Source organism: Vreelandella lionensis, assembly GCF_044543515.1.
Classification (GTDB): Bacteria; Pseudomonadota; Gammaproteobacteria; order Pseudomonadales; family Halomonadaceae; genus Vreelandella; species Vreelandella lionensis.
Map to the genome: position 1 here is coordinate 42,633 of NZ_JBITWC010000028.1, position 22,392 is coordinate 65,024.

The window sequence follows — 22,392 nt, forward strand, 5'->3', positions numbered from 1 at the left end:
GTTTACATTCAGGCAATGAGACTGGGGCAACGTCACTGGGACAACGTAATAAGGAGAACGATGAACTATCTTGGTGCGCACGTTAGCGCGGCGGGCGGCGCGGATCAGGCCGTCCTTCGTGCTGTTGACATTGGTGCAACGGCGTTTGCGCTGTTCACCAAAAACCAGCGTCAGTGGAAGGGGAAACCGCTAACGGACGAGGCCATCGCGGCCTTCAAGCAGGCCTGCAAAACCTACGGCTTTGGCCCTGAGCAGATTCTGCCCCACGACAGCTATCTGATTAACCTGGGCCACCCAGAAGCCGAGGGGCTGACCAAGTCCCGCGCGGCGTTTTTGGATGAGATGCAGCGCTGCGAGCAGCTAGGGCTGACGCTGCTCAACTTTCATCCCGGCAGCCACCTGAACAAGATCAGCGAAGCCGAGTGCCTGGCGCGTATTGCCGACTCGATCAATGAAGCGCTGGCTGACACCCAGGGCGTGACCGCCGTGATCGAAAACACCGCGGGCCAAGGCACCAACCTCGGCTGGCGTTTTGAGCACTTGGCCGAGATTATCGATCAGGTGGAGGATAAATCCCGGGTGGGTGTGTGTATCGATACCTGCCACGCTTTCGCTGCCGGGTACGATCTCCGCACCCGCGACGCGACACAGGCCACCCTGGATGAGCTTGGCAAGGTCGTAGGTTTTGAGTACTTGCGCGGCATGCATTTGAACGATGCCAAAAGCGCCTTTGCCAGCCGCGTTGACCGCCACCACAGCCTGGGTAAGGGCAATATTGGGTTCGATGCCTTTAGCACCATTATGCAAGACGAGCGCATCCACGGCATTCCGATGATTTTAGAGACCATCGAACCCGAGATCTGGGCCGACGAGCTCAACTGGCTGCGCGCTCAAGTGCCAGAGGCCGCGCCGGGTAAGTAGTGAATCACGTCGTGAAAGCGTAATCGCGTCGCGGTGTTATTGCGCATGGCGTGGGGCCGGTCAGCAAAAAAGCGCAGCCCCTCGCCTGCCCGCAGCGTTTGCCAGCGCTCGTCAATGCGTAGCTCCATCTCTCCTTCCACCACCACGATGTGCTCCACCACCCCGCTAGCGTGCGCCGACGATTCACTGAGCGCCCCAGGGGCGAGCTCGATCATGAACATCTCGAAACCCAGCAGCGGGTCGTAAGAAAACAGCAGCCGCGCCTGCATACCGGCGCTGTCGTCGCCCCATACCGATTCCCAACCATCCCGGTGCAGTTCTCCTAATGCGGGCTTGTCGCTATCGAACAGCGTCGAAAACGACACCCGAAAGCCGCTGGCAATCTTCCAGAGCGTCGAGACCGTCGGACTGGACTCGCCCCGCTCGATCTGGCCGAGCATGGCTTTGCTCACCCCGGTTTCACCGGCAGCACGATCCAGGCTCCAGCCACGCTCTTTGCGCAGTTGCCGCACCGTTCCCGCAATATGTTCCGCAATGGTGTGTGGCTCACTGGCCATTGGCTTCTCCTGACTACCGCTTTGAACATTGTGACGCAGCCTGCTGCCACTATTGTGCGCTATAACGCACAGTGGTAACGTGAAAGACGTGCGCTATAACGCACATCTTGCCATCACCGCTTGGGAGAGGCCACCCATGGAAGCACCATGCACCTGCCACGACTCCGCTGCGCCCAGTCTTTGGCGCGATATTAGTTTGTCTACGGTCATTGCGGGCTTCGTCGCCGTGGTGATTGGCTATACCAGCTCAGCGGCGATTATTTTCCAAGCGGCGGCGGCCGCAGGGGCCAGCACGGCGCAAATCAGCTCATGGCTGTGGGCTCTAGGCATTGGGATGGGCTTGACCTCTCTAGGGCTGTCGCTGCGCTACCGGATGCCGCTATTAACGGCGTGGTCGACACCGGGAGCGGCGTTTCTGGCGACGAGTCTTCCCGGCATTCCTATCGAAGAAGCTATCGGCGCGTTTCTGTTCTCAGCGCTACTGATCACCTTATGCGGGGTCACGGGGCTGTTCGAGCGCTTGATGCGCCACATTCCCAGCACCATTGCCTCCGCCATGCTGGCCGGTATTCTGCTGCGCTTTGGACTTGAGCTTTTTAACGTGATGGAGCGTCAGTGGCTGCTGCCGCTAGCCATGCTGGCCGCCTGGGTCGCAGGCAGGCGTTTATGGCCCACGCTGGCAGTGCCGGGGGTGCTACTCACCGGCGTGGCGATTGCACTGTTACAAGGCCAAATAAGCACGCAAGGTATTCCGCTCACGCCCACGCTCCCAGTTTTTACCGCCCCCGCGTTCAACCCAATGACACTGCTGAGTATTGGCGTACCGCTATTCGTGATTACCATGGCGACTCAAAATCTGCCCGGCGTGGCGGTACTGCGGGCGGCAGGCTACCACCCCAACAGCTCGCCGCTGATCGCCTGGACAGGCGGCGCTACGCTACTGCTCGCACCGTTTGGTGGTTACGCGCTGAACATGGCTGCCATTAGCGCCGCCGTGTGCATGGGGCCGGATGCTCATCCCAACCCCAAACGGCGCTATACCGCAGGTGTTGCCGCAGGCGTTTTCTATATAACCATGGGTATTTTTGGGGCAACGGTGACCGGCATTTTTAACGCCCTGCCCAGCGCTCTCGTCTTGGCACTGGCAGGTATTGCGCTGCTGGGTACTCTAAGCGGCGGTTTATCAGGCGCATTTGAAAAAAGCGAACAGCGCGATGCGGCCATCGTGACGTTTTTGCTGACCGGTTCGGGCATTACGTTGCTGGGGATCGGAGGAGCCTTTTGGGGCTTGGTGGCTGGCTTAGCGGTATTGAAAATCACCACAGCGAAAGCAGCATCCTAAAAAGCTGTGCGGCAATACATAAACGCCCCTGGCAGGTTAACCTACCAGGGGCGTTTAAGACATCCGTTCAGATAAAGACGCCAACCCTCTACATCGTGGCCAGCCGCTCTTCATCCAGCACGCCCGACATCCGAACCATGGCTAGCGCTTCATCCAAGCTGCCCATCTCTTCAATCACCAGCAGCTCGTTCTCCAAGCTAACCGGCTGGCCCGCTTTATCTGACAGCAGCTTCTCTAATGAAGCCATATCCATAGCGTCGTCTAAATGGTGAATATCCACCGATGCGCTACTCGCGCTGGGCAGGTAGATAGTGCCATTAGAGAAATCCACGGCATAGGCAATCACCCCTGGAACGATGAAAAACAGCAAACCCACGCCATTGGCAATCGCCACCACCGGGTCAACATCACCGCTCAACTGCCCCTTACGTTCAGGGTAAAACATGGTACCGCAACCGCTTAATGTCACAATGGAGACACCTACAACGGCCCCCGTTAACCAACGGCGAACTGCTTGCTGCATGGAGGTTCCCTCGAAATCTTAACGTACCGATAGCCAATATCGTCGCGCTTATTATGTTCAAATCAAGGGCTATCGCATCAAAAGCAGCTTGATTCTAGCACACTTCAAGATCAGCACACGCTTGGCAGCCTAGTAAGGATTTTGCCGCCTTACCCGCTTAGCCGTACAATGCCGAATTCAACGCTCAATTAAGCGCTACGTTCGACACAACGATTCAGCATCACCGCTACCAACCAAGGAATGCTCACGCCCATGCGCGCCAGCCAATTATTGATTGCGACATTAAAAGAAACCCCGGCCGACGCTGAAGTTATCAGCCACCAGTTAATGCTGCGCGCCGGGATGATCCGCCGTCTCACCTCGGGCCTGTACACCTGGCTGCCCCTGGGGCTGCGCACCCTGCGCAAAGTAGAAGCCATTGTGCGTGAAGAGATGAACCGCGCCGGTGCCCAAGAAGTATTGATGCCCGCCGTTCAACCCGCCGACCTGTGGCAGGAGTCTGGCCGCTGGGAACAGTACGGCCCTGAGCTGCTGCGTTTAAAAGATCGCCATGACCGCGATTACTGCGTGGGCCCGACTCATGAAGAAGTCATCACTGACCTGGTGCGCAAAGAGATCGCCAGCTACAAGCAGCTGCCGGTGAACTTCTACCAGATTCAAACCAAATTCCGTGATGAGATTCGCCCGCGCTTTGGCGTGATGCGCTCGCGTGAGTTCATCATGAAAGATGCCTACTCCTTCCACCTGGACGAAGCCTCGCTCAAAGAGACTTACCAAGGCATGTACGACGCCTATTCGCGTATTTTCACGCGCCTGGGCCTCGACTTCCGCCCGGTAATTGCTGACAACGGCTCCATTGGCGGCACGGGCTCTCACGAATTCCACGTGCTGGCCGACTCCGGCGAAGACGATATCGTGTTCTCCAACGCATCTGATTACGCTGCTAACATCGAAAAAGCCGAAGCGCTGCCCGCACCGTTGGGCAGCAACGTTGAGCGCGCGGCCCCCAGCGAAGAGATGCGTTTGGTTGATACACCGGATGCCAAAACCATCGCCACGCTGGTAGAGCAGTTCAAGCTGCCCATTGAGAAAACCGTCAAAACGCTGATGGTTCACGCGGCGGAAGGTGGTCTCATTGCGCTGCTGGTACGCGGCGACCACGAACTCAACGAAGTCAAAGCGGAAAACCTGCCTCAGGTAAAAGCCCCGCTGACCATGGCCAGCGAAGAAGAAATTCGTGCCGCTGTGGGTGCAGGACCGGGCTCTTTAGGCCCAGTCGGTTTAGAAATGCCAATCATCATCGACCGCAGCGTTGCCTTAATGAGCGACTTCGGCGCGGGTGCCAACGTCGATGGCAAGCACTACTTCGGCATCAACTGGGAGCGTGATGCGGCCCTGCCTCAAGTCGCTGACCTACGTAACGTCGTAGAAGGCGACCCGTCACCCGATGGTCAAGGCACGCTCTCAATCAAGCGCGGCATCGAAGTCGGCCACGTGTTCCAGCTTGGACAGAAGTACTCCGAAGCGATGAATGCCAGCGTGCTGGGCGACAACGGCAAAACCAGCCACCCGTGGATGGGCTGCTACGGCGTTGGCGTGACCCGCGTGGTCGCGGCAGCCATTGAACAGAACCACGATGAGTCTGGCATTATCTGGCCCAATGCGATTGCGCCGTTCCAGGTCGCGCTAGTACCGATGAACGCGCATAAGTCACAGCGCGTGCGTGAAGAGTCCGAGCGCCTCTACCAAACGCTGACCGCCGCTGGTTTAGACGTACTGCTGGACGACCGCGATACGCGCCCTGGCGTGAAGTTTGCCGACCTGGAACTGATGGGCGTCCCACACCGTTTGGTGATTGGCGACCGTGGCCTGGACAACAGCGAGCTGGAGTACAAAGGCCGTCGCGATAGTGAAGCCACCATGATTCCTGCCGACAAGATTGTCGACTTCCTGCGTGAACAAGCGGGCCTTGTTAGCGCAGAGTAATCGGCAGGTATGTCACTGAGCACTCCTTGGCGGCGTTTGTCGCCTCGGTACGTGAAGTGGGTGCTGATGGGCAGCCTGATGGTGGCTGCCCACCCCGCGCCAAGCGTAGCGGAGCCTGCGCTACGCCCCACGCTGGAAGCAGCCGACCCACAAACGCCCTACGTTCAGTGGCAGTTACAACAGTGGCGCAGCCGTATGGATGCGCCGCTTTCCCGCTTTGTCGCCTCGCCCGAACAACGCCACACCTTACTCACTCGACTCTACCAAGAGGCCCGGCTGGCCGGGTTACCGCCTGAGCTGGTGCTGGCGTTAATCCAGGTAGAAAGCGCCTTTAATGCCGATGCGGTCTCCTCGGCGGGCGCGGTAGGTCTCATGCAGATCATGCCTTTTTGGGTCGATGAGCTTGGCCTGCCCATGGACGACCTTACCGAACCCAACCGCAACCTACGCTATGGGTGCACGATTTTAGCCCACTACCTTGCCATCGAACGGGGTGACTTTACCCGCGCTCTCGCTCGCTACAACGGCAGCCTGGGGAAGACGTGGTACCCGGAGCGAGTACTCAAAGCATGGCGAGATCACTGGCGCTAAGCGTTAACGTCTTTAATTAATCCAGCGTGATAGAACTGCGCGAGTAGCTGCGCCACGTCTTGGCGTACCTGCTCAAATTTTGCGCCTGCAAAAAAGCCTGTGAGCGTGTCACTCACGGAGTCAAGATCCAGCGGTTCGTGATTCAACAGCGCCCACACAGCCCGGCTGGTGGTGTTCAGCCGATGAATCGCGCCGCCCTCCTCGGCAATCACAAATAGCTCGTCGCCTAGCGGAAACTCAAACGCTGCCTCACTGGCCTGCCACTGGCGCGCATCCGTTGGCTCAAGGGCAGGTATCACGTCAGGAGTATCGCAACGGGGCTGGCTGGTCAATGCCAAGCTCTCTAGGGTGTCACTACCCCAGCGTTTCGTGAGCCACTGGGCTGCATCAAAGGCATCACGGTAGCGCAGCAGAAAACAGGGTAAGCCCTGAAGCAGTGGCAAGAAGCGCTCGATCAGCGCCTGGTCAGATTCGTGCTCGGCAAAATTTTGCTGTAACAGCTGCCATAACCCATCGCCTGGCTGAAGGCGGGTAAGCTGGGGCTCGTTTAGCGATTCATCGCGGTCAATCAGTAATATCGCCCCCAGCGGGCAGCGCTGGCCGTTGCTAGCTAACTGCGTATTGTCCAAACGAAGATAACCATAGCGGGCATCCTGAGGGCCAAGGTGCGTTTGTACAAACTGACGAAACTCCAGAGACATCGCGTCAGGAAGCGGTAGCCGCAAGCGAGGTGCCACGCCCAGCGCAATCCCTTCCCCTTGCTTGTTGAGCGCCAGCACATCATCACCAAACACACGCTGCCCAGCCGCTGCAAAGGCGGCGGTTAAGGTGCTTTTGCCCGCCCGGTATGTATCGGGAAAAATCACTAGCTGGCCATTGATTTCCACTGATCCGCAGTGCAAACCCACTAACTCCGGGTGACGATAAAAATACGCGCCGGCCGCATCCGCGATAACGCTACAAGCGGTTCCTACCGCGCTGTCCAGCAGCGCCCCTTCAGGAAGCGCGGGCGCCTCTTGCCAATACCCCTGCGGGTGCCGCCATACGCAGATCTCCGGCGATTGGGTTTGCGCGGCGCAAGGCGTCAAGGGCCAGCCTGGCATGGCGGCTGTTAGGACGGGCAGCAACTCGTCGGCATTCACTAACCGAAGGCAAGGCCCAACGCCTTCTAGCGTATAATCTTGATGATGGCTCGGCATAGCCGTACCCCTACCAGCGCGGCAGTACCCGGCTTAGGCGAATTTCAATGACGCCGTCACGCTCCCAACGTGAGCGCTGGGGCCGAGAATAGTAACGCTCAGGATAGCCATGGCCATGGCGTGAATGATGCTGATGAGAATGGCGCGCTCTGGAATAATCAGGGCGGGAGTAACGGGGGCGCGAATAGTGCGGTCGAGAATAATGAGGGCGAGAGTAGCTAGGACGCGAATAGCTAGGCCGTGAGCGACTTGGGCGCGAATGGCGATGCTCGCGGGCTTCGGCCTGCCCCATTGATAACAAGGTAGGCGCAACGTAAAGGGCAGCTGCACCTAAACCCAGACTAGCCAGTACCTGACGGCGCGAATGGCGCTTATTTAACAAGTCTTTGGTGTTATCGGTATCTTTACTCATCACACGTCTCCTGGTCGATAAGGCAAACAGGTTAACGAACACTGTTTCTGAAATTACCCTAGCCTTGCCAACCAAGCGACACCATAGTTTGCGCTTGTCTTCCCTATTGTTTACTCTTTTTTACTTTCTGTGAGTATATCGTTAGTGCGAAAGCATGACTTTTCAACACAATAGTTACATGATTAGCCACTTCGATTGCCCTTATTTAGGTACCTCCCCATGCTCTTATCGCGTAATGGCTCATGCTTTTCTCCATCTGCCTGGCCATTAGGCTGTTTGGCCGCATTATTCAGCTTACACGCTCATGCGGCAAACGTTAGCGTAACGGATGTGGAGGGAACGCCTTTAGAAAACGCTGTCGTTGAAGTTTATTTTGAAAAAGCGATGCCCTCTGAAGTGCAAACTAACAATATTATCCAACGGGATGCCACGTTTAACCCCCACGTAACAACGGTACCCACCGGTAGCTATGTGGCATTTCCAAATGAAGACACTACTCGCCATCATGTTTTCTCTTTCTCGCCTGCAAAAACATTTGATCTTGAGCTATTTCTGAGCGAAACACCGCCGCCTGTTCATTTTGAACAAGCAGGTGTCGTGGTGCTCGGCTGCAATATCCACGACCAAATGCAAGCGTTTATTGTAGTAAGCGATGCCCCCTACGCGGCCCTCACCAATAGCACAGGCACGCTCGAACTACCTGAACTTCCCGAAGGTCGCCACCGTATGCGGATATGGCATAGCCGTGTGGATGATAGCCAAAACGTCTGGTGGGAAGGCGAGATTAGCGACACCGATAACATTACCGTGGCACTAGAGCTAAACGCCCTCCCGCCGCAACCTCCTAAGCTCTCACCCTTGCAGCAACGTTTCCGTGATGCGACGCACAACCATTGATGACAGGCGCTGACAACTGCGCCTTTTAATTTCAGAGGTGACTATGCGCTTTCGCACGCGCTTGACACTAGTGCTACTGACGGTAGTAATCATTTCGCAGCTCGCCACAGGTGTGGCGTTTTTGCGTGCCACCCAAAACGATGCGCTAGCTAAGGGTAACCAGCGCCTAGAGGTAGGAGCACGTGTATTTCAACAGCTGCTCGATATTCGAGGCGAGCAGTTGCGCAATAACGTAGCGATTTTGGCTGACGATTTTGGTTTTAAAAGCGCCGTCGCCACCGAGGATACAGCCACTCTCTTTTCAGTGCTGGCGAATCATGGGGATCGTGCAAGCGCTGATATGGTAATGCTCAGTGATTTAAGCGGCAATGTGCTAGCCAGCAGCCATCACCCGGAAGACAGCCGGATGCCTTTCCCCGAGCTGTTTGAGCGCGCCCAGCAAACGGGCAGCGGCGTGGGTGTGGTCATTGCCGCAGGCGAACCCTACGAATTTGTGCTCATGCCTGTACGTGCGCCTAATCTGATTGGCTGGGTCGGTATGGGCTTTCTGATTGACGAAGGGGTAACCGAAGAGATCAATGCACTAACCGGCCTGGAAATCAGCATTGTTACCTATGATGCCAGCGGCAATATCAGCTATCTCGCCAGTTCGCACCAGGCGCAACTGGCGATGGGCCTAATGAGCGGCCATAGCGATAAACTGATGGAAGGCGCCTACACAGCCCGCAGCCAAATGTCGGAAGATGACAATTACCTGTCTTATGCTTCCACACTGCTAGCAGACCAACAGCATCAATCCTTTGCCTTAATTCAGCTATCCCGTGAAGAGCTACTAGGTGCCTATAGCCATTTACAGTGGCAGCTATTAAGTATTGTCGCTTTGATGCTACTGCTGACCCTGGCAGCGGCCATGTGGAGCGCCCGCAGCATTAGTCAACCGCTGATTGCCCTGGCACAGGCCGCGAAGCGCATTGGCCAAGGCGAGCGTATTGAACACATTTCAAGCGGCAGCTCGGTCACAGAAACTAACCAGTTGGCCACTACCCTGCTCTCCATGCAGGAAGATATCGCCAAGCGCGAAGCCACGCTGTTGCACCAATCGCGCCATGATCTTTTGACCAACCTGCCTAACCGAGTCAGCGCTTTTGAAGATATTCAGCGGTTAACTCAGCGGGGGCAACCTTTCACACTGCTGCGCTTTTCGATCAACGATTTTCGCAGCATTAACGACACCTTCGGCTACGAATTGGGCGACCATCTGCTAGTGACGCTCGCCAAGCGCATGCAAGACCTGCCTTCTCCGGTCATGAAGTCTTACCGCCTAGACGGTGACGAGCTGATGCTGGTGCTTGAGCAGGCAGATGTTAACCGGCACAAACGCGAAGAGATCATGGAGTTGATCAGCGAACCCATCAGCCTGGATAAATCGCTGATTATGCCTTCGCTCTCCGCCGGGGAAGTCAACTATCCCGCACATGGCGACAACGCCCAGCTGCTGCTGCGCCGCTCGGATATTGCGCTCGACAAAGCCCGGCGTCATCGCCATAGCCACGAGCGCTATGAAGAAGGCCAGGATGAGCAGCATCTACGTCAGCTGATGCTCATCCGCGACCTTCAGGAGGCCGTCGATAATGGCGAGCTGTGGATGGCCTACCAGCCGAAGGTGGATACCACCACGGGCCGTGTTTGCCAATTTGAAGCGCTGATGCGCTGGCGTCACCCCACCCTCGGGTTTGTGCCCCCGGATGAGTTTATCGGCTTGGCCGAGCGTTCGGGCAATATTGGGCTACTGTCAGACTGGATGTTAGCCCACGTCTGCGAACAACTTCATCACTGGAAACGCCAAGGCCACCACCTCTCTGTGGCGATCAACCTTTCCGCCAGCGATGTCATTGACCCTGGCCTACCCATGCATATCACCGAGCTTTTTGAGAGCTACGATTTAACGCCTGACCAGTTGGCGCTGGAAGTCACCGAAAGTGCCGTGATGCAGGATGTAGAAGCTGCTACAGAAACGCTGATGGCGCTCAGCCAGATGGGCCTAAAGATCGCCATAGATGATTACGGCACCGGTTACTCATCACTTGCACAAATTAAGCGCCTACCGGTGGATGAGCTGAAAATCGATAAATCTTTTGTCTTGAAAATCGACACTCAGCAAGAAGACCTCACCATCGTCCGTTCGACGATCGAGATGGGCCATCACTTGGGGCTAAAAATTGTTGCGGAGGGGGTAGAGAACAGCGCCAGTGCGGAGATTTTGAGCCAGCTGCGCTGCGACTACCTGCAGGGCTACTGGATTTCCAAACCCATGCCTGCCGATGCCATTACCGGCTGGCTAGATGAGTTTAAGCCATTGCACCTCTCGACCGCGGCAATAAATTAACGAAAAAAGGGAATACTATGCGCAAAAATGGCTCATCAAAGCAGCGCACCATCGTAGCGGCAGCAGCGCTCAGCGCTCTGTTAGCAGCAACGCCCAGCGTGGCGGGTAGCCGCATTTTAGGTACAGGCGCGGTAAGTGCCATTGAAGGAGCGGCAGGGGGTGGCCTTTCTCCCTGGGCGGTACTTTCCAGCACTGCAAGCGACGATGAGATAGGTGTCACTGCTGCCGCCACTCGGGCGTGGGTCGATGATTATCAGCTCACCGTCACCGGCGCCAGCGTCAATCTCCACGACCGCATGGAATTTTCGATTGCCCGCCAAACCTTCGAGCTTTCCACCCTCGGTGGCGAGCTAGAGCAGGATATTTATGGCGCGAAAGTGCGCCTGTTTGGCGATGTGCTTTATCACCCGCTGGGCGTGTGGAGCGCGGGCGTCATGCACAAACGTTTGGTGGATGGCACCGTGCCCACGGCCCTAGGCGCAGATGATGTGAACGGCACCGATGCCTACCTGAGCGCCAGCAAGCTGCTGTTTAACGCCTTTTTAGGCCGTAATGTTCTACTTAACGCCACGTTACGCAACACATCCGCTAACCAGGGCGGGCTTTTAGGGTTTGGGGGCGATCAGGGCGGCCGCGCCTGGATGGCGGAAGGCAGCGTTGGCGTCTTCGTTACGCCTAATTGGGTAGTGGGCACCGAGTACCGCCAAAAGCCGGATAACCTCAGCGCCGCCGATGAAGAGGATTGGCAAAGCGTATACAGCGCCTACTTCTTTAATAAGCATGTTTCGCTCACCGGCGCTTGGCTAGATCTTGGCGATATTGCAGGTCTGCCCTCCCAGCGTGGCGGCTACCTCTCATTACAGGCGGCGTTTTAAACCGCTCTTGCCACTTCACCGAGCTGCGTAAAAGACTACAAGGGCTATGTAAAAGGAACCGCCATGGGACTGTTAAACACGACGTTGAAAAGCACTTCGCGCAGCCTGCTAATGGCCAGTGCGTTCATCGGTACGCTGCTGCTAACCGGTTGTGCTCAGCATCACCAACACGCCACGCTGTATGAGCGTATCGGCGGCCAGCCCACCATTGAAGCCGTGGTCGAAAACCTGCTTTACCGCATTGCCGACGACGAAGAGATCGTCAGCTACTTTGCCAATAGCAATATTGACCTGTTTGCGGCATCACTGGCCTCTCAGCTGTGTGATGTAAGCGACGGCCCCTGCCAGTACGAAGGCCCACCCATGGACCGCGCCCACCAAACCATGGGCATTACCGATGCGCATTTTAATCGAGTAGTGGAGTACCTGGATGCGGCCATGGTAGAGGAAGGGGTGCCGCTGGCGGCCCGCAACGATATGCTAGGCCGCCTGGCACCGATGTACAAAGATGTTATGCGCTTGCAGTAACCTGCCAGCCATCACGCCCCGCTGTTTTCACCTGATAGAGCGCTTTGTCGGCCGCCTCATAGGCCATCGCAAACGAGTTTGCATCGGCCACAAAGTGCGTTCCCCCAATACTTAAGGTGACATCTTTGTTATCGGGATGGGCAGGGTGCGAGAACTGCGCCGCCTCAAGCTTTACTTGTAACGCCTCACAATACTGGGTCAGCGCTTGATCAGTGGGACACGGCAGCAACGCGGCAAACTCATCGCCCCCAAGGCGATATAGCGTGGCCTCGGCACCGAGCGCATCCCCTAGTAAATTCGCCAGCAGGCGCAGCAGGCGGTCCCCCTCAGGGTGGCCCAAGGCATCGTTATACTGCTTAAAGAAATCGATATCGACCAGAATCAGCCCCATGGAGCGGCCTGAGTAAGCGGCGACATCCTGATGGAGCGCACTGCGGTTACCGATACCGGTGAGTGGGTCGCGCATTGCGCGGGCCATCCAGGAGAACTTCTCGGCAGTTGCCCGTTCGGTGCGCCGCAATTGGCGCTCGTGCATCGCCCAAAAGAGCAAGCCTAAGACAAAAATCAGCAGACTGGAGTAGATCAATACCTGATTATGACGGCGCGTGCTGGAGGAGAAATCATTGATGGCCATACCACGGCGATCCAGCTGATCCATCTCAATACGAGTTAAGCACTCCACTGGAATAAACAGCGCATGGGCCGCATCGAAAGGATCGATCTGTTGGGCGTCAATGAGCTCAGCCAACTCATCTATCAACGCTAGGCTGGATGCAGTGCAGGCGTAATACTGGTGGTAGATATGCACATCAAACAGGCCATAGGCCAGGTCCAATGAAAGGCGCGCTTCGCTTAGCTCAACGGGCGACGAGGCTATCAGCAGCTTTTCCTGGGCGCGCTGCACGTAACCACGTGCACGAGTCGCCAACTGTTGGCCAGTTAAGCTGCCCGTCTGGCTGAAATAAGCCTGTATTTCTGGGTAAACCCAGCGCGCCTCGTACACAATCAGTACCATCAGCCCAACAAAGCTCATAAGGCTTAGTGTCAACCATGTGACGTAACGCCGCCCTCCACGCCGTAAGCGTGACGAGACCGGCGATTTATTAGGCGGCGTGGCACTCACCATTGCGCCTCAATACTGCGAATCATCCAGACCCAATCGTTGAAATCACGCAGGTTAGCCACATCGCGGCCCGAATATTCGCGCTCAACTAACCGAATAGGCCCCCGTGAGCGTAGCGTCAGCGGCTCGCCATCTTCAAACGTCACCAAGTACCAGGTTGGGTCATCCCAGCCCCCCAGGCTCACTTCGTAGTCATCCCAGGCCGTAAAGTGCAATGCTGGCGGTATCTCACCAAAGTGTTCGATTAAAAAATCACGAAACGCAACGCCGCGCATTTCAACGTCGCGGCCCTGATAAGGGTCGAACACTGTAAACGTGACATCCGATTGGTGGCGTAGCTCGCCGAGCGCAATCTTTTGCGTTGACTCACCATTAATCAGGCTTAATGCCTGAGCATTTGCCGAGACAGGTGCCCCCCCAACAGTGGTAAAGACGAGTACTAATCCTGCTTTTATTAGCGCCCCACAGCGCCAATGCATCGGCAAGCGTGAAAAGACAGCATTCATAGCAGTGAATTTCCTAATGTGGTTGAGTACTTTAGGCTTAAATCAGGCACTTTACCAAAGCATAACTGCCAATGCGCTTCAACGGTTATTAATACAACTTAAAAAAAAGACGCAAAAAAGCCGGCCCCTTGGGCCGGCAACAGGAAGCTTACACATTAACGTAAGCCCCCTCCCCTGACGACTGACACAGCCTGCTGAATTAAGGCTTCTTACGTTCATCCTTACGCAAATGGTCACGTACCACAAAGCCTACCCAACCGACCATAAAGGTGATCATTAGCGCGACAGTAACTAGGCCGAAAATTACCGCATCATCCCAGTACATGGTGCTCCCCTCCCGCCGTGATGTATGGGGCCATCGTACTGCGTTCAGAGAAGGGGAAACTGACCTGGGTCAAGCTTTTAAAATGGTGGCCGCAAGGGTAAACGGGAACTTGATACAGGTCAGTTTTTAACGCGCTTCACCCGATAAAAACGGCTTTTTTAGAGCACTTTACGGTCTTCTACTTTGCTGTGCTCGGTGCCCGGTGGCAGCGGATGGCCTTTAGCAAGCTCTGCACGGGTGGCATCGCGAACGTCTAGAATCTTCACCTGATAGCGCAGCGTATGGCCCGCCAAGGGGTGGTTGGTATCCACCGTGACGGTATCGCCGTCGATGTTCAGCACGGTGACGATCTGCGGGCCAGCCTCGCCTTCGGTTTGAAAACGGCTGCCTGGCTCAATTTCCGCACCGCCAAACGACGCGCGACTCACCTCTTGCACCAACTCTTCGTTACGCAGGCCGTAAGCATCAGCGGGAGCCAGCGTGACGCTTAGTTCATCACCTGCGGCTTTGCCGGTTAAATCTCGCTCCAAGCCCGGCAAAATATTATCGTGGCCGTGAAGATACTCCAGGGGTTTTTGACGTGCATTGGAGTCATCCAGCACGCGAGGGCTGCCATCGCTGAGCACATCGCTAAGCACGTAGTGCAGGGTCACTACCTGATGGGCGGTAATCGACATGGAAAACTCCTCTCCGGTAAGCTGTCGGCTTTGTCATGGAACTCAGTCCATCAACCTCAGGGCTAGTCTAACACCGACCGGTTTTTGAGCGGGCCTAGACACCGATGTTTTCTTTTTGGAGTACACCCCCACATGCCCACCCCGACTCCCCAGCGTAGTTGGCTGGCAGCGCTTGCTATCTACTGTCGAGCGCCAGTGATCACCATGCTGTTTTTAGGCTTTTCCGCTGGCCTGCCGTTCCTGCTAGTGTTCTCTACCCTCTCCGCATGGCTACGCAGTGACGGGGTCGAAGTGGCCGCTATCGGCTTCTTTGCCTGGATCGGGATGCTCTACTCCATCAAGTTCTTCTGGGCACCGGTGGTAGACCGGCTCGCGCTGCCGCTACTAACCCGCGCTTTTGGACAGCGCAGAGGCTGGATGCTGTTGGCCCAGGGCATGATTGCCGCCGGTCTCATTGGCCTCGCGGGATTAGACCCAATCGGCAACCTAGGCTGGGTCGCCGCCTTTGCGCTCTTGGTGGCATTTGGCTCCGCCACGCAGGATATTGCGATAGACGCCTACCGTATTGAATCCGCGGATGACGATGTCCAGGCGGCTATGGCCTCTACGTACATTATTGGTTATCGCGGCGGGCTACTGGCGGCAGGGGCCGGTGCGCTTTATGTGGCATCGGCGGTATCGTGGAACGCGGCTTACCTGACCATGGCCGCCCTGGTGGGCATTGGCGTGCTTACCGTGCTGATTCGCCCAGAACCCAAGCGCGCTTCATTAACTGTGCAATTAATTCACGAACCCAAAGTGCGCGCCTTTATTCGCGCCAGCCGTGGAAAGCCCAAAACGTTGCGCCGCTTGGGCGCTTGGGTGATTGGAGCGATTGTGTGCCCGTTTACCGACTTCTTCCGCCGCTATGGGGTGAAGGCGATGGGTATTTTGGTGTTTATTGCCGTGTTCCGTATCAGCGACCTGGCCATGGCATCAATGGCCAACCCGCTCTATATCGACCTGGGCTTTTCACTGGCGACTATTGCCAACGTCACCAATATTTTCGGGATTGCCATGAGCATTGCAGGAGGCATTCTAGGCGGGCTGCTGGTGGCCCGTTACGGCATTGGCCCACTGCTGATTTTTGGCGCAGGGCTGGTGATGGTCACCAACCTGCTGTTTGCAGTGCTTGCGCTAATCGGCAATCAGGTGCCGATGCTGGTAGTCACGATCATTGGCGATAACCTCGCTAACGGCCTAGCCAGTGCGGTGTTTATCGCGTTTCTTTCAAGCTTGACCTCACGGGCGTACACCGCCACGCAGTACGCGCTGTTTTCGTCGCTCATGACGCTACCGGGGAAATTCCTGAGCGGGTTTGGCGGGATTGTGGTGAGCGCTCAGGGCTACGCCACCTTCTTTGTGGTAGCCACGCTGCTAGGCTTACCCGCCATTCTGCTGGCCATTTGGATAAGCCGAGATAAGCAACTAGTGCCTACCCCGGTTACCGAGGCAGGCAGCTAAAAAACAGTCAGCAAACAGCTCAGCGGTGGCTGGCTAACCAATCCAGCGCCCCTGGCGTGGTGCGCCACTGGTCGCGCATCAGCGTACGGTACTGCCACGCTTCTGCTCGAGAGCCCGGGTCCACCTGCCCATCAGGATGAGGCATGGAGGGCCTTGGGTTCTCCGCGCAAATCAGTTCTAGCGCGTGGCGGTTGTGGGCCATCACCTCGGCCAATGCTGCTTCGGCAGCTTCCTGCTGCTCTAACCGGTAAAGCGCCAGCGTGCGCCCCATCAGTAACCCTAACACCAGCGAGCCATCATCTTTTTGCGGCTCTTCAGTCAGCGCTAGCGCCTCTTCGTTGCGGTCGTCGCGCAGCAGTTGGTCAAGCACCAGCTCTTTCAGACCCAAGCTATCTTCCTGATCAATCGCCAGCAGCTCTTCGGCTAGCTCCCGGGAGTGCTGGCGAGCGCCACGCTCCATGCCGACAACCAGCGCCAAGCCGGTGCGCAGCAGCATGGCATTATCGGCGTCGTCCCAGCACAGGCTGCCGTCGCCCGCAGCACGGGCCTGTTCCAGCCAGCGTGAAAGGCGCAGCGCCAACGGTTCCAGCAGGCTGGGTGCCATCCACGGCAGGCTGCCAAATCGGCTGGTTAGCGCCAGCGTTAGGTCTTGCACCACCTGGGGCGCATCCAGCCACTCCGGATGGGCACACAGTTCCGACATCCACTCCACCGCGTTGCCCCAAGGGTCATCACGGAAGCCCAGCGCCACCTCTTCATCCACCATGACCTGGAACTGCTCGTGCCACGCGGCAAACAGCGTCTCTTCACGGGCGGTAGTGGTATAGTGCAGGCGGCCGGTCTCAGCATCCTGCTCAATGGAAAGCTTGGGAGCAATGGGCAGCGCCGCTAGCAGCGCCTGAAGCGAGACCAGCGGCGTCGCCATATCTTCTTCAGCGCTCAAAAGCTGGTCGGCTAGCGTTGCGCCGGGGTTATCTGCCAGAGCGGCCAGGAAATCAAGCTGGTCTTCATCTAGATCCCCCTGGCGCACCAACCGGCGATACCAGAAGTTAGCGCGCTCTTTGGCCTCTTTCTCATGGCCTTCATGGAGTAGCAGCATGGCTTCAATGTAGGCCAGCGTTGGCGAATCGGGCAGCGCCTGCTGAGCTTTGACGAACGCCGCACGGGCGCTGTCTAAATCATCGTTATCCAGGTGCATCAAGCACAGCCGCTCAAGCGCCACGCCGCGCAAAAACAGCGGCCCGCGCTCCATCACGTCGTCCAACAGGTCGGCACGCTTGCGGGTAAAACCACGTTCTTGATAGATATCCAGCAGGATTTCAAAAGCAGGCTCAGCCTGCTCTGGCAGGCGCGACCAGTCGCTGCCATCAAACAGCGACTCAAGAATCTGCATGGAACGGCCGGTTTGACCACTCTCTGCGGCAATCAGCCCAGCTTCTAGCAGCGCTTGTGGCGGTGCCTGCTGGCTATCTAGCGCCGCCTTCAGCGTGGCCCCCTTCCATTCGCGCAGCGAGAGCATCCACATCATCTGTTCAGGGATGTCGGTCGGGAAATTAACGCGGTAGCAGCACTGCTTATATTTACGTCCGGAATCGCACCAGCACGGCTCGTTGCGGCCAGGTGTTGCCAAGGGCTCGCTAGCAAAATCCAGCCGCTCTAGCGGAGTTTGCGACCATAAAATGGGCGCTAGCGCCTGTGCGGTGGCCACATCGCCGTTAAACGCCTGCGCGCCTTTGTCACGTACCCACGTCATAAAATCGGGGTAGTGTTCCTGCTGCCTGATTGCCGAGAGTGCCCCAGAGGCAAATCCCAGCAGTTGATCGACCCATACCGCCAGCATTGCCGTCTCCACTGTCTTCAAGACTATAAAATCTGTAAAACCGATTAAAAAGCGCAATAGTCTAGCATGGCTGGCGGTGCTACCGCAGCGGTCATCGCTTGGCAGGGTCTTGGCTACGCAGTACGCGCCCAGCCCAACAGCGGCTGAGTTCGGCCGTGCATATCTAAACGGGCCTTTAAGCGGACCAAGTTCCAGTAGTGGCCGTTGAGCGCTCGAGAGAGCAGCAGCGTATCTGCCGGTGGCTGAAGGCGGTCCATGGCCGCCCACACTTTGGGGGTGAGCTCCCGCAGGCGGCGGTGAACGCGCACGTCGCTGAAATCCTGCTCACCGGGGGCAAACAGCGGCGTAATACACTCAGCGGATTCGCGATACAGCGCCAGCGGAGCGCCTTGGCCCTGGCGGCCGCCCATCTTCATCAGCGCGTCATCCATGGCCATGGGGTCTTGGGCCAGGGTGGCATCCAGCAGCTGCATCATGGCCTTTAGCCGCGCCTCGGGAACGGGAATCACTGCGCCCAAATCGTAAATCACTAAGCGGCCCTGCTCATCGCAGGCAAAGTTGCCTGCGTGGGGGTCAGCGTGCAGCTCACGGTAGGTAAATAGCTCCTCGGTAATCCAGTCTGCCAGTGCAACAGCCACTTTTTGACGGGTCGCGTCATCCGCACTCTCTAAATCCCGTAGCGGGGTGCCGTCGACAAAGCGCATGGCCAATACGTGCTGGCCGGAGAGTTCAAACAGCGGCTCGGGGATCACCAGCGCTGGGTTATCTTGGTAGCGCTCCCGGTAACGGGCCAGCGCCTGGGCCTCGGCGTGGTAGTCCAGCTCGTCACGCAGCCCGGCTGCCAGCTCCTCAAACAGCGCATTCAGCCGCGCCTGAGGGACCTTGAACCAGCGGCCAAGACCCATAATGCGCCTCACTTGTTTAAGGTCGCTCTCTAATACCTCAGCAAGCCCTGGGTACTGCACTTTAAGCACTACGGTTTCCCCTTCGTGGGTCACCGCCTTGTGCACCTGACCCATCGAAGCGCTGGCAAAGGGGCGCTCTTCAATCTCGCGGAAGTGCGTTTGGATATCACCGTACTGCAGCACTAGCGCCTCGCGAATTTTCGCCCAGGGCATCGGTTCAGCCTGGCGTTGCAAGCGGGCCAGCTCGTTGGCCAGTTCCGGCGGCAGCAGGTCATCCCACTGGGACATAATTTGAGCCAGCTTCATGGCCGGGCCTTTTAATTCAGAAAGCCCTTCAAACAGCGCCTCACCTAGCGCTTGCCAATCCGCTTGGCCGCCTAGCCGCGTTTTCAGCAGGGCACCTCCGGTACGGGCACCCAGCCCAAATAAACGTCGTGTTCTACCGCGCTCGCGCATAAAAACCGCCTCCCAGTGCTTTGCGACAGCTTACTCAATCCGATAATTTTATACAAAAACTATACGAACAAATGACGCACGACACCTTTCAAGTACCTGTATAAATTTTCACGCCTCGACGTTCAACCCACTGAGCGGCTTCTGCTACCATGACACTCTTTCAAAGACCGCTGCCAGGGCCTACCGTATGCGCTTGATTATCGCCGAGAAACCCAGCCTCGCCCGTGCCATTGCCGACGCCCTGCCCGGTGGCGGCAAGCGCCAGGAAGGCGCGATTGTGTGCGGCGATACCACGGTGACTTGGTGCCTGGGCCACCTGCTGGAGCAAGCACCACCGGAAGCCTACGACCCCGCCGATAAACAGTGGCGGCTCGACCGGCTGCCCATCGTGCCCGGCACGTGGCAGCTCGCGCCGCGCTCCAAAGCCCGTGGCCAGTTAGCAGTGATTCGTAAACTGATCAAGCAGGCTACCAGCGTGGTGCACGCTGGCGACCCAGACCGCGAAGGCCAACTGCTGGTACAAGAGGTGATCGAGCATTTGAAGTACCGTGGCCCGGTGCAGCGGCTATTGATTAGCGACCTCAACCGCCCAGCGGTAAGCCGAGCGCTGGCCAGCCTTCGGCCGAATGCTGAGTTTCAGCCGCTGTTTCAGGCGGCCCAGGCGCGCTCACGGGCTGACTGGCTGTATGGCATTAATCTCACCCGCGCTTGGACGCTCACCGGCCGCCAAGCTGGGCACGATGGCGTCCTCTCGGTAGGCCGTGTACAAACCCCGGTACTTGGGCTGATTGTGCGGCGGGATAACAGCATTCGTGATTTCAAACCCCATCCGTTCTACCCGCTTTGGGTAGATTTACAGGTGGCGCAAGGCCAGCTGCGTGCCTGGTGGGCTCCTAAAGCGCATCAACCTTTGGATGAGCAAGGGCGACTGATTGACCGCACGCCCGCCGATGCCCTGGCTGCTCAGCTACCCGGCGCACGCGGCACGCTCACCACATTAGACCAACAGGAGAAGCGCCAAGCGCCACCGCTGCCCTACTCGCTTTCTGCCTTGCAGGTAGATGCCGCCCGCCGCTTTGGGCTTTCCGCGCAGATGGTGCTGGATGTTTGCCAGCGGCTTTACGAGCAGCACAAACTGATCACCTACCCCCGCTCAGACTGCCGCTACCTGCCGGAGGAGCACCTAGCGCTTGCCCAGCGCAGCCTCTCCGGTGCTTGCCAGAATGACGACACGTTACAAGGTTGGCTCAACGGGGCCGACTTTACTCTGCGCTCGAAAGCCTGGAACGATAAGCAGGTTGGCGCGCACCACGCCTTAGCACCGACCGGCAAGCCCGCCGATGTCAGCCAGCTTTCCGCCACCGAAGGCCATGTGTTTCGGCTAATCGTGCGCAACGTCATGGCTCAGTTCTACCGCCCGCTGCGCACTTTTGAAGTGAAAGCCGAGTTCACCCTGCTGAATGAAGCCTTCCGCGCTCGCGGCCAAAGCATTCTCGACCCCGGCTGGAAGCCACTGTTCACCACCCGCGAAGACACCCCGCCGCTGCCACCGCTCACCCAAGGCGAAGCCTGCCAAGCACTCGCCGCAGGCGTGGAGGAAAAAGAGACCCGGCCACCAGAGCCGTTCACCGATGCCAGCCTGATCAAAGCAATGATGAACATTGGCCGCTACGTGGACGACCCGAACGTGCGCCGCACCCTGCGCGACACCGACGGCCTGGGCACCGAGGCCACCCGCGCAGGCATTATCGAAACCCTGGTGCAGCGCGGCTACCTAGTACGCCAGCAAAAAGCCCTACGCGCCACCAAACTCGGCTGCGCGCTGATCGCCGCCCTGCCCAGCGCCGTCAGTACACCGGAACGCACTGCCCTCTGGGAGCAACGCCTGCGAGCGATCTCTGAACAGCAAGACGACCCCAACGCCTTCCAACACGCGCTGCTGGAAGACTTACGCGCCCTACTAAGCCAAAGCGACGCGGCCAAACTACGCCACAGCCTACAAACCGCCCAAGGCGAGGCCGGAAACCCGGCCAAACGCAGTGGAGCAACTAAGAAAAGCTACACACGGCGTAAAAGTACCGGCAGTAAGAAAACCACGGGGAGTCGAAGTAGTGCAGCAGGTAAGCGGAGTACAGGAAAGAGGCGCAGCAGCTAGGCACTTGTTGTTAAATAAATAGCCAAGCCAATTTATTGAAATCAATCAAGGTAACGGTATAAAAGCATCCTAAAACGCAACAACATAGCTATCCACCTCTTCTCAACTATACTTCTTGCGGGCCAAGTGGCCCTGCACCTCGAAAGGAGGGCGCGTTATGCACATTTCAAAAGAAGCTATCCCTGTCCAGTTAGACGTACCTGGAGCAGTCGCCCGACAGCAAACCGACTTTGGAGACGTAACAGGGTTTGGGAAAATGGGTGCTGAATACTTCTCCTTTGGTTCCGGCACTGATATCACCGAACTGCTGCACGGCCTTGAGGGGGACAGTTGCCAATGCCCGCACTGGGGTTATGTCGTCAAAGGCGCTATCACTGCGCTATTCTCTGACCACAGCGAGGAAACCTCGAAGGAAGGTGATTTGTTTTACTGGCCACCTGGGCACAGCGTTCGTGCGGAAGAGGATACGGATATCGTGATGTTCAGCCCACAACATGAGCATGGTTTGGTTATCGACCATATCAAGCATAAGCTCGCCATTTAAACTCTCCTGCAACATGCGGCAATCAATCAACCTGCTTTCGCTCTTAGTGAATCGCCCCGGGTATTCTAGACACCTCCAGGCCTTATACTAAAGGTATCTAGGAGGATCCATGAGCCGTCCCCGTTACACTGAAGAATTCAA

At 57.3% G+C, this 22,392-nt stretch carries 21 protein-coding genes; 11 read left to right on the forward strand and 10 right to left on the reverse strand.

Going from position 1 to position 22,392, the window contains the following annotated elements:
* Positions 1 to 60: 60 nt before the first annotated feature.
* On the forward strand, positions 61 to 921 hold the full coding sequence (nfo, locus tag ACIGG6_RS15855; RefSeq protein ID WP_399845741.1) for a deoxyribonuclease IV: 861 nt from the start codon (positions 61 to 63) through the stop codon (positions 919 to 921).
* Here the strand turns inward: nfo and ACIGG6_RS15860 are convergent.
* Entirely contained in the window at positions 891 to 1,478 is a 588-nt protein-coding gene (locus ACIGG6_RS15860) for a helix-turn-helix domain-containing protein (protein ID WP_399845744.1), read from the reverse strand. The genes nfo and ACIGG6_RS15860 overlap by 31 nt on opposite strands.
* Before the next feature lie 136 nt (positions 1,479 to 1,614).
* Here ACIGG6_RS15860 and ACIGG6_RS15865 point away from each other — a divergent pair, with 136 nt between their 5' ends.
* Positions 1,615 to 2,820, forward strand: a complete 1,206-nt coding sequence (locus tag ACIGG6_RS15865; RefSeq protein ID WP_399845747.1) for a benzoate/H(+) symporter BenE family transporter — start codon at positions 1,615 to 1,617, stop codon at positions 2,818 to 2,820.
* Positions 2,821 to 2,908: 88 nt separating this feature from the next.
* On the opposite strand, the gene ACIGG6_RS15870 is transcribed toward ACIGG6_RS15865, so the two are convergent.
* Complete coding sequence (locus ACIGG6_RS15870) at positions 2,909 to 3,343, reverse strand: hypothetical protein (RefSeq protein WP_399845750.1); 435 nt, start codon at positions 3,341 to 3,343, stop codon at positions 2,909 to 2,911.
* A gap of 252 nt (positions 3,344 to 3,595) precedes the next feature.
* Here ACIGG6_RS15870 and ACIGG6_RS15875 point away from each other — a divergent pair, with 252 nt between their 5' ends.
* Both ACIGG6_RS15875 and ACIGG6_RS15880 read left to right on the forward strand, forming a co-directional pair.
* The gene (locus tag ACIGG6_RS15875; protein WP_399845753.1) at positions 3,596 to 5,329 is read left to right on the forward strand and encodes a proline--tRNA ligase; all 1,734 of its coding nucleotides are present in this window, start codon (positions 3,596 to 3,598) and stop codon (positions 5,327 to 5,329) included.
* A 66-nt stretch (positions 5,330 to 5,395) separates the two neighbouring features.
* Complete coding sequence (locus tag ACIGG6_RS15880; protein ID WP_399845785.1) at positions 5,396 to 5,920, forward strand: lytic transglycosylase domain-containing protein; 525 nt, start codon at positions 5,396 to 5,398, stop codon at positions 5,918 to 5,920.
* Here the strand turns inward: ACIGG6_RS15880 and ACIGG6_RS15885 are convergent.
* Positions 5,917 to 7,119, reverse strand: coding sequence for a PqqD family protein (locus tag ACIGG6_RS15885; protein ID WP_399845755.1), 1,203 nt, complete (start codon positions 7,117 to 7,119; stop codon positions 5,917 to 5,919). The genes ACIGG6_RS15880 and ACIGG6_RS15885 overlap by 4 nt on opposite strands.
* Before the next feature lie 33 nt (positions 7,120 to 7,152).
* On the reverse strand, positions 7,153 to 7,449 hold the full coding sequence (locus tag ACIGG6_RS15890; protein ID WP_399845757.1) for a hypothetical protein: 297 nt from the start codon (positions 7,447 to 7,449) through the stop codon (positions 7,153 to 7,155).
* Between the two features lie 466 nt (positions 7,450 to 7,915).
* On the opposite strand from ACIGG6_RS15890, the gene ACIGG6_RS15895 reads away from it, so the two are divergent.
* From ACIGG6_RS15895 to ACIGG6_RS15910, 4 genes are all read left to right on the forward strand, one after another.
* Positions 7,916 to 8,428 (forward strand): Cupredoxin, encoded by a 513-nt coding sequence (locus tag ACIGG6_RS15895; protein WP_399845760.1) that lies wholly within the window; start codon positions 7,916 to 7,918, stop codon positions 8,426 to 8,428.
* 43 nt (positions 8,429 to 8,471) lie between these two features.
* A complete protein-coding gene (locus ACIGG6_RS15900) occupies positions 8,472 to 10,814 on the forward strand; it encodes an EAL domain-containing protein (RefSeq protein WP_399845763.1) in 2,343 nt (780 codons plus the stop codon).
* Positions 10,815 to 10,831: 17 nt separating this feature from the next.
* A complete protein-coding gene (locus tag ACIGG6_RS15905) occupies positions 10,832 to 11,689 on the forward strand; it encodes a DUF3034 family protein (RefSeq protein WP_399845765.1) in 858 nt (285 codons plus the stop codon).
* A gap of 63 nt (positions 11,690 to 11,752) precedes the next feature.
* Entirely contained in the window at positions 11,753 to 12,217 is a 465-nt protein-coding gene (locus ACIGG6_RS15910) for a group I truncated hemoglobin (RefSeq protein ID WP_253503813.1), read from the forward strand.
* Here the strand turns inward: ACIGG6_RS15910 and ACIGG6_RS15915 are convergent.
* The 4 genes from ACIGG6_RS15915 to ACIGG6_RS15930 all read right to left on the reverse strand — a co-directional run bounded on the left by ACIGG6_RS15915 (position 12,201) and on the right by ACIGG6_RS15930 (position 14,848).
* Positions 12,201 to 13,250 (reverse strand): GGDEF domain-containing protein, encoded by a 1,050-nt coding sequence (locus ACIGG6_RS15915; RefSeq protein WP_399845767.1) that lies wholly within the window; start codon positions 13,248 to 13,250, stop codon positions 12,201 to 12,203. The genes ACIGG6_RS15910 and ACIGG6_RS15915 overlap by 17 nt on opposite strands.
* An 86-nt stretch (positions 13,251 to 13,336) precedes the next feature.
* Positions 13,337 to 13,846, reverse strand: a complete 510-nt coding sequence (locus tag ACIGG6_RS15920; RefSeq protein WP_253503819.1) for a hypothetical protein — start codon at positions 13,844 to 13,846, stop codon at positions 13,337 to 13,339.
* A gap of 199 nt (positions 13,847 to 14,045) precedes the next feature.
* Positions 14,046 to 14,171, reverse strand: coding sequence for a cytochrome c oxidase subunit CcoM (gene ccoM, locus ACIGG6_RS15925; protein ID WP_279384657.1), 126 nt, complete (start codon positions 14,169 to 14,171; stop codon positions 14,046 to 14,048).
* 158 nt (positions 14,172 to 14,329) lie between these two features.
* Entirely contained in the window at positions 14,330 to 14,848 is a 519-nt protein-coding gene (locus tag ACIGG6_RS15930; protein WP_399845771.1) for a peptidylprolyl isomerase, read from the reverse strand.
* Between the two features lie 132 nt (positions 14,849 to 14,980).
* Between ACIGG6_RS15930 and ACIGG6_RS15935 the strand changes: the two genes are divergently transcribed.
* On the forward strand, positions 14,981 to 16,351 hold the full coding sequence (locus tag ACIGG6_RS15935; RefSeq protein ID WP_399845775.1) for an AmpG family muropeptide MFS transporter: 1,371 nt from the start codon (positions 14,981 to 14,983) through the stop codon (positions 16,349 to 16,351).
* A gap of 19 nt (positions 16,352 to 16,370) precedes the next feature.
* On the opposite strand, the gene ACIGG6_RS15940 is transcribed toward ACIGG6_RS15935, so the two are convergent.
* Positions 16,371 to 18,191 carry an SEC-C metal-binding domain-containing protein gene (locus tag ACIGG6_RS15940; protein ID WP_399845778.1) on the reverse strand — a complete coding sequence of 607 codons (1,821 nt, stop codon included), beginning with the start codon at positions 18,189 to 18,191 and terminating at the stop codon, positions 16,371 to 16,373.
* A 113-nt stretch (positions 18,192 to 18,304) separates the two neighbouring features.
* Positions 18,305 to 19,552 carry an ABC1 kinase family protein gene (locus tag ACIGG6_RS15945; protein ID WP_399845781.1) on the reverse strand — a complete coding sequence of 416 codons (1,248 nt, stop codon included), beginning with the start codon at positions 19,550 to 19,552 and terminating at the stop codon, positions 18,305 to 18,307.
* Positions 19,553 to 19,739: 187 nt separating this feature from the next.
* On the opposite strand from ACIGG6_RS15945, the gene ACIGG6_RS15950 reads away from it, so the two are divergent.
* Positions 19,740 to 21,707 (forward strand): DNA topoisomerase III, encoded by a 1,968-nt coding sequence (locus ACIGG6_RS15950; RefSeq protein WP_399845783.1) that lies wholly within the window; start codon positions 19,740 to 19,742, stop codon positions 21,705 to 21,707.
* Between the two features lie 157 nt (positions 21,708 to 21,864).
* On the forward strand, positions 21,865 to 22,251 hold the full coding sequence (locus ACIGG6_RS15955; protein WP_083024140.1) for a cupin domain-containing protein: 387 nt from the start codon (positions 21,865 to 21,867) through the stop codon (positions 22,249 to 22,251).
* Positions 22,252 to 22,392 lie beyond the last annotated feature (141 nt).

What these genes read in the sequence shown, in the direction of transcription:
- ccoM (WP_279384657.1), bottom strand. Translation starts at nt 14,171, where the DNA reads ATGTACTGGGATGATGCGGTAATTTTCGGCCTAGTTACTGTCGCGCTA.
- ACIGG6_RS15860 (WP_399845744.1), bottom strand. Translation starts at nt 1,478, where the DNA reads ATGGCCAGTGAGCCACACACCATTGCGGAACATATTGCGGGAACGGTG.
- ACIGG6_RS15945 (WP_399845781.1), bottom strand. Translation starts at nt 19,552, where the DNA reads ATGCGCGAGCGCGGTAGAACACGACGTTTATTTGGGCTGGGTGCCCGT.
- ACIGG6_RS15920 (WP_253503819.1), bottom strand. Translation starts at nt 13,846, where the DNA reads ATGAATGCTGTCTTTTCACGCTTGCCGATGCATTGGCGCTGTGGGGCG.
- ACIGG6_RS15915 (WP_399845767.1), bottom strand. Translation starts at nt 13,250, where the DNA reads ATGAGCTTTGTTGGGCTGATGGTACTGATTGTGTACGAGGCGCGCTGG.
- ACIGG6_RS15900 (WP_399845763.1), top strand. Translation starts at nt 8,472, where the DNA reads ATGCGCTTTCGCACGCGCTTGACACTAGTGCTACTGACGGTAGTAATC.
- nfo (WP_399845741.1), top strand. Translation starts at nt 61, where the DNA reads ATGAACTATCTTGGTGCGCACGTTAGCGCGGCGGGCGGCGCGGATCAG.
- ACIGG6_RS15930 (WP_399845771.1), bottom strand. Translation starts at nt 14,848, where the DNA reads ATGTCGATTACCGCCCATCAGGTAGTGACCCTGCACTACGTGCTTAGC.
- ACIGG6_RS15865 (WP_399845747.1), top strand. Translation starts at nt 1,615, where the DNA reads ATGGAAGCACCATGCACCTGCCACGACTCCGCTGCGCCCAGTCTTTGG.
- ACIGG6_RS15950 (WP_399845783.1), top strand. Translation starts at nt 19,740, where the DNA reads ATGCGCTTGATTATCGCCGAGAAACCCAGCCTCGCCCGTGCCATTGCC.
- ACIGG6_RS15935 (WP_399845775.1), top strand. Translation starts at nt 14,981, where the DNA reads ATGCCCACCCCGACTCCCCAGCGTAGTTGGCTGGCAGCGCTTGCTATC.
- ACIGG6_RS15940 (WP_399845778.1), bottom strand. Translation starts at nt 18,191, where the DNA reads ATGCTGGCGGTATGGGTCGATCAACTGCTGGGATTTGCCTCTGGGGCA.
- ACIGG6_RS15955 (WP_083024140.1), top strand. Translation starts at nt 21,865, where the DNA reads ATGCACATTTCAAAAGAAGCTATCCCTGTCCAGTTAGACGTACCTGGA.
- ACIGG6_RS15910 (WP_253503813.1), top strand. Translation starts at nt 11,753, where the DNA reads ATGGGACTGTTAAACACGACGTTGAAAAGCACTTCGCGCAGCCTGCTA.
- ACIGG6_RS15905 (WP_399845765.1), top strand. Translation starts at nt 10,832, where the DNA reads ATGCGCAAAAATGGCTCATCAAAGCAGCGCACCATCGTAGCGGCAGCA.
- ACIGG6_RS15875 (WP_399845753.1), top strand. Translation starts at nt 3,596, where the DNA reads ATGCGCGCCAGCCAATTATTGATTGCGACATTAAAAGAAACCCCGGCC.
- ACIGG6_RS15885 (WP_399845755.1), bottom strand. Translation starts at nt 7,119, where the DNA reads ATGCCGAGCCATCATCAAGATTATACGCTAGAAGGCGTTGGGCCTTGC.
- ACIGG6_RS15880 (WP_399845785.1), top strand. Translation starts at nt 5,396, where the DNA reads ATGGGCAGCCTGATGGTGGCTGCCCACCCCGCGCCAAGCGTAGCGGAG.
- ACIGG6_RS15895 (WP_399845760.1), top strand. Translation starts at nt 7,916, where the DNA reads ATGCCCTCTGAAGTGCAAACTAACAATATTATCCAACGGGATGCCACG.
- ACIGG6_RS15870 (WP_399845750.1), bottom strand. Translation starts at nt 3,343, where the DNA reads ATGCAGCAAGCAGTTCGCCGTTGGTTAACGGGGGCCGTTGTAGGTGTC.